Annotated in this window: 6 protein-coding genes; 3 read left to right on the plus strand and 3 right to left on the minus strand. The window is 36.2% G+C overall.

Translation table 11 applies throughout. From position 1 onward, the window contains the following. Positions 1–649 precede the first annotated feature (649 nt). Together F6K22_RS19255 and F6K22_RS19260 are read left to right on the plus strand one after the other, a co-directional pair. Complete coding sequence (locus F6K22_RS19255) at positions 650–1,315, plus strand: HAD family hydrolase (protein WP_293101261.1); 666 nt, start codon at positions 650–652, stop codon at positions 1,313–1,315. A gap of 72 nt (positions 1,316–1,387) precedes the next feature. Further along, positions 1,388–2,416 carry a CHAT domain-containing protein gene (locus F6K22_RS19260; RefSeq protein ID WP_293101264.1) on the plus strand — a complete coding sequence of 343 codons (1,029 nt, stop codon included), beginning with the start codon at positions 1,388–1,390 and terminating at the stop codon, positions 2,414–2,416. Positions 2,417–2,739: 323 nt separating this feature from the next. Here F6K22_RS19260 and F6K22_RS19265 read toward each other — a convergent pair whose 3' ends face one another. From F6K22_RS19265 to F6K22_RS19275, 3 genes are all read right to left on the minus strand, one after another. Further along, on the minus strand, positions 2,740–4,539 hold the full coding sequence (locus F6K22_RS19265; protein ID WP_293101267.1) for a pentapeptide repeat-containing protein: 1,800 nt from the start codon (positions 4,537–4,539) through the stop codon (positions 2,740–2,742). Positions 4,540–4,579: 40 nt separating this feature from the next. After that, positions 4,580–6,610 carry a peptidoglycan-binding domain-containing protein gene (locus tag F6K22_RS19270; protein ID WP_293101269.1) on the minus strand — a complete coding sequence of 677 codons (2,031 nt, stop codon included), beginning with the start codon at positions 6,608–6,610 and terminating at the stop codon, positions 4,580–4,582. A 163-nt stretch (positions 6,611–6,773) separates the two neighbouring features. Then, positions 6,774–8,030 (minus strand): RNA-guided endonuclease InsQ/TnpB family protein, encoded by a 1,257-nt coding sequence (locus tag F6K22_RS19275; RefSeq protein WP_293101272.1) that lies wholly within the window; start codon positions 8,028–8,030, stop codon positions 6,774–6,776. 407 nt (positions 8,031–8,437) lie between these two features. On the opposite strand from F6K22_RS19275, the gene F6K22_RS19280 reads away from it, so the two are divergent. Further along, on the plus strand, positions 8,438–9,904 hold a 1,467-nt coding region (locus tag F6K22_RS19280; protein WP_293101275.1), incomplete at its 3' end, for a molybdopterin-dependent oxidoreductase.

Consider the following 9,904-nt stretch of genomic DNA (forward strand, 5'->3'; position numbering starts at 1 on the left):
AGAGAGAAATTCAGAAATAGAAATTTGATACTAACGCCACAGTTGACTTTTCCCACCCCCGACAAATTTTTCCCAGAAACCAGAAAATACTAGGCAAAAACTTCTATTGCGTATTGCGCAATAGAGAGAAATTCAGAAATAGAAATTTGATACTAACGCCACAGTTGACTTTTCCCACCCCCGACAAATTTTTCCCAGAAACCAGAAAATACTAGGCAAAAACTTCTATTGCGTATTGCGCAATAGAGACAAATCAGAAATAGAAATTTGATACTACCGCCAGAGTTAACTTTTCCTCCCTTCCCAAAATTTCCCAGAAATCCGAAAATACTAATTCAGAAATAGAAATCTGATACTACCGCCGGAGTTAACTTTTCCTCCCTTCCCAAAATTTCCCAGAAATCCGAAAATACTAGGCAAAAACTTCTATTGCGCTATACGCAATAGAGACAAATTCAGAAATAGAAATCTGATACTATTGCCAGAGTCAACTTTTCCTCCCCTTCGACAATTTCCCAGAAATCTAGAAAATACTAAGCAAAAGTTCTTATTGCGCTATACGCAATAAAAGCTCAAACTATTCTCAATTCTCTGAAAAATTCTCTTTTCAGAACCACAAAAGTAAACATTATCTACCAAAATAAATAAGATGCTCAAAGCAATTTTGTTCGACCTCGATGGCACCCTAGCAAATACAGACCCCTTACATTACCAGACCTGGAAAGAAATTTTAAATAATCACGGAGTAGCAATTGACCATAACTCTTATAAACAATATATTAGTGGTAGAACCAATCCAGCAATTATTCAAGATTTACTACCACACCTATCAACTACAGAAGTAGAAGAACTAGCAGATTATAAAGAAGCTAAATTTCGAGAAATCGCTACAAACTTAGAACCATTAACAGGATTATTAGAATTTATTGAATGGGTGGAAAAGCAAAAACTCCAGAAAGCAGTTGTCACAAATGCACCTCCAGAAAATGCTGAATTCATGCTAGAAATTTTGCAGCTAACAGATACTTTTCCATTAGTAATATTAGGTGGAGTAATGACTGTGGGAAAACCAGATCCAGCACCTTATAAATTATGTTTAGAAAAATTGGAAATTTCCCCAGAAGAAGCAATTGTTTTTGAAGATTCCCGTTCTGGAATTAAGTCGGCAGTAGGAGCAGGAATTTATACAGTAGGAGTTGCTTCTACCCATGAACCTGAATCTTTATTAGAAGTAGGAGCGAGTATTGTTATTAATGATTTTAGTGATGAAAAACTACAGCAACTTTTAGAGAGAAGGAAGTTCCAAGGAAACTAAGGTTATGATGGCAAAGATAAATCCTTAGTCACACAAAAGCTAAAAATGTTTATTTCCAGGAGGTATTAGTTTATGAATAATAATGCTACTTATCGGAAAATATTAATTTTATCAGCTAATCCTAAAAGTACAAATCCTTTAAGATTAGATGAAGAAATCCGAGAAATAAAAGAAGGATTGAGGCGATCGCCTTCTAGAGATTTATTTTTAATTGAATCTGCGGAAGCTACTCGATATAGAGATATTCGTAGATCTATTTTAGATTATCAACCGAATATTGTTCATTTTAGCGGACATGGAACAGGGGAAAATGGTCTAGTTTTTGAGGATGAAACCGGATATCAAAAATTAGTTGATACTGAAGCTATTGCCGGACTTTTTCAATTATTTTCGGAACAGGTAGAATGTGTTGTTCTGAATGCTTGTTATTCAGAATATCAAGCTCAAGAAATAGTTAAATATATTAATTATGTGATTGGTATGAGTCAGACTATAGATGATAGGGCTGCGATTGAATTTGCTGTGGCTTTTTATGATGCTTTAGGAGCTGGACAAACTTATGATTTTGCTTATCAGTTAGGATGTAATGCTATTATGATTGCAGGAATACCTCAAGAGTTAATTCCTCAGTTGTCTGCTAAAAATAGGGAAAATTCAACTCCTAAAACTGTGACTTTTATACCTCGTAATAAATCAGATTTTAATACTTCTAATCAAGGAGATAAAACAATGACTGGCGAACGTAATATAAACATTGGAACTGGTGATTATCGTGAGACAACTATTAATGACCAAGGAAGTTATGTTGAAGGAGATTACTATAATAATTCCGCAGAAAAACAAAACCTGGCTGATGCTGCTAATGAAATTCAACAATTGCTGGAACAACTAAGCAAAAATAACCCTACTGATACAATGACTGGAAATATGAAAATAGCAGGGGAAGTAATTGAGAAAATTGAAACTAATCCTGCTTTGATGAATCGGGTTTTTAGTGCTTTAAAAGCTGGTGGTGTGAGTGTTTTTGAGCAAGTTTTAAATCATCCGGCAGCAAGTTTTGTGATTGGTGCTTTGGAAGAGTGGCAAAATACTAAAAGTTAGGAATTTATATATGTAATATCATGTGCCCCTTCCAGGGGAGCTGCGCTAACTGTTAAATGCTTGTAATAAAAACTGGTATTTTGTAGGTTAGGTTGAGTCAGGAAACCCAACAATAGTATTGTATTCAACAATAGTATTGTATTTGTTGGGTTGCGCTACCGCTTAACCCAAGCTACCGTATTATATGATATAAGAGGATGTTTTAAAAGTTCCCGATCATGTATCAACAACTTTTGAAACAGCCTCTAATTATAAAAGTGTTAAATTTAACTATGTCATTGCGACTACAGGGAAGCAATCCCTAAAATATTGGGTATTTTATATTAACTTTCTGGCTGTGGGAAATCTTGAATCGAATCTCCTTCTACATAACTCCCTTGATCATTAACAGATGTCTCTCGGTAATCACCTTTCCTGATTTCAATATTCCTGGTTTCTTGATAGGTTTGAACATAAAATCTGTTCTGCTTTAAGGCTGTTTCTAATAAATTTCTCAGTTCGATAATATGTTTGTCTTTTTCTGCTACTCCTGCTAAAAGTGCTAGTAAATCTTGATAACTTCCTGATTTTATTTGATGATAAATTTCATTATATTCTTGACTAAGAAGTGAACGGTTAACATCATCACTAACTTGGGCTTGAAAGTGAATTTTATCATTACCTCGCCCTTCAATTGAAAGAACTTGTAATCCTGATTCTGGATATTTTTCTATTAATCTTTGAAAAGCTATTGCTGCGGCACTGGGGTCTACTCCTTCATGGTGAAATATATCTAAAATTGAATAATTTTCTGCTACTTTCCGTGGGTCTACATTTTGAGTTTGATAAAGTTGTTGAGTTTTGATAATAGGGGCAATAAAATCAGTAAAATCACCGTCTTGAAAAATTTCTTTGCGGTTGTCTGGTTTGCGCCAAGGGTCGGGGTCTTCTTTGGTTTCTAGGCGCATATAAATGTATTCGCATTTAATTCCCTCTAGTTTGGTATCTAGAGAAATTGCCCAATCTTCAATACAAGCACCTGTTAATATTGCATTTGTTAGGTTAGTAGCATAAAGTTGGGTTTTAACAAGTTTGCTTCGTGTGAGGTTTGCCCCTTCTAAAGTAGCTTTAGTCAAGTTTGCACCAATAAAACTTGCATCAGTTAAGTCCGCGTGCTGTAAATTACACCCTTGTAAGTCCAAACCGTCAAAGTTTTGCTCTCTTCCGTCTCCACTTAAAACCAGTTGACGAATTTTTTTATTTTCTAAATAAGTTCCTTTGACTCTAGCTTTGTCTAAGTTTTTGGCATTTAACCAACAAGTACGAGTTAAGTTTGCCTCTCTAAAGTCTGTATTTCCTAAAATTGCACCGATAAAGTTAGCATCAGTTAAGTCGGCTTTCCGAAAGTTTGTTCCTAACATTGAACACAGAGCTATGGCCAGAGATTTAAAAAATAAATATTTTTTGTCGCCCGCTAAAGCTTCCTGTCTGACATAAACTATTATTGCTAAGGAAGAAAGACTCACAAATAAACTTGAAACTAATTGTTGGAGAGACTCAAGATACATAAAGTTTCCGCAGCCAATACCCAACATAATAGCTACTGCACCTAAACCTGAAAAAATCGTTTGGTTAGGATTAGTGCTTCCTATTACTTCTAACATTAGACTAATTTCAACTAAAAATGAAAATCCTGCAATAACACCTATAAAAGTCAAGAATCCCATTAAAATTGATGCTGCTGGTTTAAGGACTGATTTGACTTCTGGGCTAAGAGCTAATACAAGAATCAAAACACTAACAAATAGAATAGTTGAAAAGACTATAGTACCTCTGAATTCTACCCTAAGAAGAACAGCTATAAAAAAAAGTGCTATTAGTGTAAGTGTTATCCAACCAAATTCAACCACAAATAATTTATTGTCAGAGACTATCCACCCAATACCTCGACCTGAATAAGATAATATAATTCCTCCAACAGTTGCTAAAAATAACAAAATAACTATTAGTCCGACTTTTATTACTTTTGGAATTCCAGCTATTGCATCAGTGAAGTTTGTTTCTGTAAGAATAGAATTTTTGAAGTTAAATTTTCGGATATCGCAGCTACTAAAATTTCTTCTAGTTAGATTTTTTTCTTGCATCTTCTTGTTATTTATTGTGGTGTCTCTCAGAACTAATTAATTACCAACCGAAGTAATTTAGGAAGTTATTGCCAAACCACTCCAAGCCAGCGTCTTCAGGTCTAATAGAAGAACGATAGCACTTAGATACATTAGCTTCTTTAATTATTTCTATATAGTCGTTTAAAGAGTCGTTTAAAGAAGGATTGTTGGCTACATATTCTATTGATAGCTGACCAACCATTGATGGCTGAACAATAACATATAATTTACAGGCTGGGGTATGATCATTATCAATCTCTGGATTTTTTCTATACAACTCCATTAAAGCCTCTAACCCTTTTTCTTTGTCGTAATAGTTATAAACAGCTGTAGCAACTGATACCTTAAGTTCCTCCGATACACTTTTATTGCTGCGTGTTGACTGTAAAAAATCAAAAAGGAATTTTTCCTCTCCAACTAACCCTAATACTTTAGTAACATAATCCACGAAAACATAATCATTATCATTATATCCCTCTTTAGAATTATTTTTTAGAATGTCTTTTAGACGATTTATTAATTCTGGATACTCTAAGACAACTTTTTCTGCCACAGACCTGTTGTCTGTAGCAATAATTAGAGAATAAACATCTCCTTTTTGCCAATTCTGTTTATCTCGCAGAAAACCAATAAGATTTTGTCTAGCTTCATCGTTACCAGTTGCAGCGATGAATCCCATTGTTGTCAAAGGATTATGCTTATTATTATAATCAACATACTTGTTCTCCGTGATGATTTTTTCTAGATCTGCTACTGTTTTCTTAAAAATACTGCTATCGTTAGTATTTATACTGAATAAATTTAATGACATTAGAGCTGCATTCAACATTCTTGTATAATCATGATAATCATTATTTTTTAAATCTTTGTATAAATCTTGTGTTTCTGGTTCAGATATCAAAATATTAATAATATCCTCTGTTGGAGTTTGTTTTATATATGGACTCATAGTAGCTATCAAAAAGCGAACCGGCAAGTTATTTTTTTCCTTCATTGCCCGATCGAAAAGTAATCTTATCGAATCAATTGGTACTGCATATTCTATTTTTTTACCATCATCATCTTCATCTATAGATATTGTATTGAATCTATAAATATCAGATTTCTCTGTACAGAAGTCTGTTTTACAGGAGTCAGGAACTTTCATAAAATTTTCTTCATTTTGTGAAATTATTTGTTTCACCATAATGTAAGCAGCCTGATACCGAATTTCCTTTTCAATATTTTCATTGGTAATTGCATATTTCATCAATTCAAAATTTTCTTTTGAATTTAGATTCAATACTGATTGTTGTGGATCTTGATTCAATGCTAATACTAATCGTAATAGTTTGTTCAATAGTTCTTTATTATTATCTGCATTAGTAGATTCATTACTATTAACTTGAGAACTTTGGCTCTTCTTAGAAGAAGCAGAAATTTCACTATTTACATCAGGAGATTCATTAATATTAACTTGAGAACTTTGACTCTTCTTAGAAGAAGCAGAAATTTCACTTTTTGGTTTCCACAAAATTTCAGTCATCTTCTTGTCAACAACACCATCCTTCTCCAAACCATGATACTCCTGAAAACGAATAACTGCGTCATAAGTTTTCCGACCAAAAATTCCATCTACTTTCCCAACAGAAAACCCCCAATTATTCAACTGCTTCTGAAGTAAACGCACCCTTTCCCCTCGACATCCCTTCTGCATCACACAGGTTTTTTCCCACAAAGCATTGCGAGTTTGTTTACCTACTATCCCATCTGCCTTCAAACCCTCAGACTTTTGAAAATCTATAACTGCTTGATAAGTTTCAGAAGCAAAAATTCCATCTTGTTTAACCTGAAACCCTAATTCTTTTAACTGATATTGAAGTGTACCCACTTCATCCCCTCGACTTCCTCTTCTTAATATTTCTGCAGCGATCGCCGGATGTAAGTCAACTAGAGAAGTTAGGAGCAAAATTAAAGTCACTAAACCAGAAATTGGATCGATCTGAATATTAGGTATTTCTGGCTGCTCTTCCCAAGTTAACCAAGTATGAACATATCCTAAAGTATCCATCTGAAGTTAGTTATTCCTTTGTATTTTCTCTACCATGCTAACCGATCAAAATACTACGGTTGTAGTCAATTTACAAAATTTATAGAATATTTATCCAAAAATACAAAAGTTTTATTATCAAACTTATGTATCTTACCAAGATTGACATCCTCCCGACGCTGCTCTACGAGACAGCGCGGGATTCCTTAACATCACTGTTAGGGGCTTTCTGTTTCATAGCACCCGCCCTCCGAGATTTACTCCCTTCGGGTCTTACGGTCGCTCCACAGACTGACACTGCGAGTCCCGCAGCCAAGATATTTATACTAGCGTTAATGTCGCGGTCATGGTGAGCTGCACATTCTGGGCAATCCCACTCTCTAATATCTAGAAGTAGTTTATCTACCACATACCCGCAATTTGAACATCTTTTTGAGCTAGGAAAATATCTATCAATTTTGATTAATTCCCGTCCATACCACTGTGCTTTGTATTCTAGTTGTCTAACTATTTCTCCCCAGTTAGCATCACTAATAGCTCTCGCTAATTTATGGTCTCTTGGTGCGCGTTCCCTTGCGACTGGCGTCGTCGCGGGGTCGCACCGCTTTTTTACCATGTTTTTAACTGCTAAGTCCTCAACTACAATAGTTTGATTTTCTCTAATGAGTTGAGTAGTTAACTTGTGAGTATAGTCAAGCCTTGAATCTTTAATCTTTGCGTGAATGCGAGCTAGTTTAAGTCTAGCTTTTTGGTAGTTATTTGAACCTTTCGTTTTCCTGGATAGAGATTTTTGAGATAATCTGAGTTTCTTATACAGTTTATTAAAATACTTAGGGTTGTTGATTTTTGTGCCATCACTTGTGGCAATCAGACTACTAATACCTACATCTACACCTACTCTTTTTTTGAGTGGTTTGAGTTTTAAATCTCTGTTGTCGTTAAACCTTAAAGACACAGACCATCTATTAGATGGGTCAAGTTTAACTGTTATTGTGGTGGGACTACAATCTGGTGGTAGTTGTCTACTCCATCTAATTGGTAATGGTTCACTACATTTAGCTAAATAGACTTGACCATCTTTCCACTTAAATGCGGACTTGGTAAATTCAGCACTTCCACCATTGCGTTTTTTCTTAAAGTTAGGATAAAGAGCACGCGCGTGAAAAAAGTTAGTAAAAGCTGTTTGTAAATGTCTCAGACTTTGCTGCAATGGTACGCTGCTGACTTTACTCAGGAAGTCTAAATTCTCTTGTTTCTTCCAGGTAGTCAGCATGGCCGAGGTTTGCTTGTATCCTACTCTCTCCTGTTTTTCGTGCCAAGCTTGAGTTCTAATAGCCAAGGCTTTGTTGTAGATGAGTCGCACACAGCCTATTGTTCTCCTTAACAAGTTTTCTTGTTCTGGAGTTGGATAGAGCCTGAATTTGTATGCTTTCTCGACCATTTACTACTAGCTAACTAACAATTCAGCAGTTTAACATATTCTTTGTGAAATCTCAACATTGATTGCGATTCATCCCGACGCTCCCCTAATAGCTGCCGCTAGGCTCCGCGAACGGGAGAGCGCGGGTCTTCTCGCAACACTTTGATATAGCATTTCCCAGGTTAGTGAGGTACACCCCTCGAGATCCCCCCTAACCCCCCTTGAGAAGGGGGGAACTGAAAGTCCCCCTTAAAAAGGGGGATTTAGGGGGATCGTTGATGTACCTCACCAGACTGAAAACCGCTATTGGGACTTGCCATAACAATATTAAAATTATATTAACTTATCGAAAAAATTGACTAGGTTGTGGTAAGGAATTAATCAAATGATGTCAACTAATTAAAAGCATCGTCTTAGCTAATTAAATTATGTTACCCAAGCCAAACAAAATCTGGAACCCAAAAATCTGGGCAAGCTGGAAACCTTTCGGTATTGGCGAACAATACCCGAATAACTACTGGGAACTCATCCGCGCTGGAATAGAAAACTTTGACCAACTTCCCTACGCTTGGGAAATACTCAACAAAGGAGTCTGCGACGGTTGTTCCCTGGGTACAACGGGTATGAAGGACTGGACTCTTGATGGGTTTCACCTATGCAATGTTCGCCTCCGACTATTGCGCCTGAATACTATGGCAGCATTTAACCCAGAAATACTGGCAGATGTTTCTCAACTGCAAAATAAAAGTAGTAAGGAACTTCTAGAAATGGGGCGACTGCCTTATCCGATGCGTCGTGACAAAGGCGACAAAGGGTTTCGCCGAATTAGTTGGGATGAAGCTTTGACAGTAATTAGCGATCGCCTCAAAACTACTGACCCAGACCGGATGGGTTTCTACCTGACCAGTCGTGGAACTGTCAATGAAACTTATTATGCTGCCCAAAAAACTGCACGGGCGATCGGCACTAATAATATTGATAACGCCGCTCGTATTTGTCATTCCCCTAGCACCGGAGCGCTGAAAAGTACTATTGGTGCTGCTGCTACTACTTGTTCTTACAAAGACTGGATCGGTACAGACTTATTAGTATTTATCGGTTCAAATGTGGCAAATAATCAACCTGTTACTGTTAAATATTTACACTGGGCGAAAAAAGCAGGCACAAAAATTGTTGTTATTAATACTTACCGGGAACCGGGGATGGAACGTTATTGGGTGCCATCTATTCCAGAAAGTGCTTTGTTTGGTACAAAATTTGCCGAAGATTTCTTTTTAGTTAATGTTAATGGGGATATGGCATTTATCAATGGCACTATTAAACATTTAATTGCTAATGATTGGATAGATAAATTTTTTATAGATAATTATACTAATCAATTTGAGGAATTAAAAGCTTCATTAGATGCTCAGTCTTGGTCAGAATTAGAACGCTTTTCTGGAGCCACCCGTGATGAAATGTATACCTTTGCCAAAATGGTTGGAAAAGCAGAAAAAGCGGTATTTGTTTGGAGTATGGGAATTACTCAACATGAGTGTGGGGAAGATAATGTTAGAGCTATTATTAATTTAGCTTTAACTAAAGGTTTTGTTGGTAGAGAAGGCTGTGGTTTGATGCCAATTCGGGGTCATTCTGGGGTGCAGGGTGGAGCCGAAATGGGTTGTTATTCTACCGTTTTTCCAGGAGGGAGAAAAATTAATCCTGAAAATGCCGAATTTATGAGTAAATTTTGGGGTTTTTCTGTACCGAGTCATCCTGGTTTAATTGCTTCGGAAATGATTGATAATGCGGCAGATGGAAAGTTAGATATTTTGTTTTCTGTAGGGGGAAATTTTTTAGAAGTTTTGCCAGATCCAGATTATGTAGAAGCTGGCATAAAACGGGTATCTTTACGA

This window comes from Okeania sp. SIO2F4, from assembly GCF_010672385.1.
GTDB lineage: Bacteria > Cyanobacteriota > Cyanobacteriia > Cyanobacteriales > Microcoleaceae > Trichodesmium.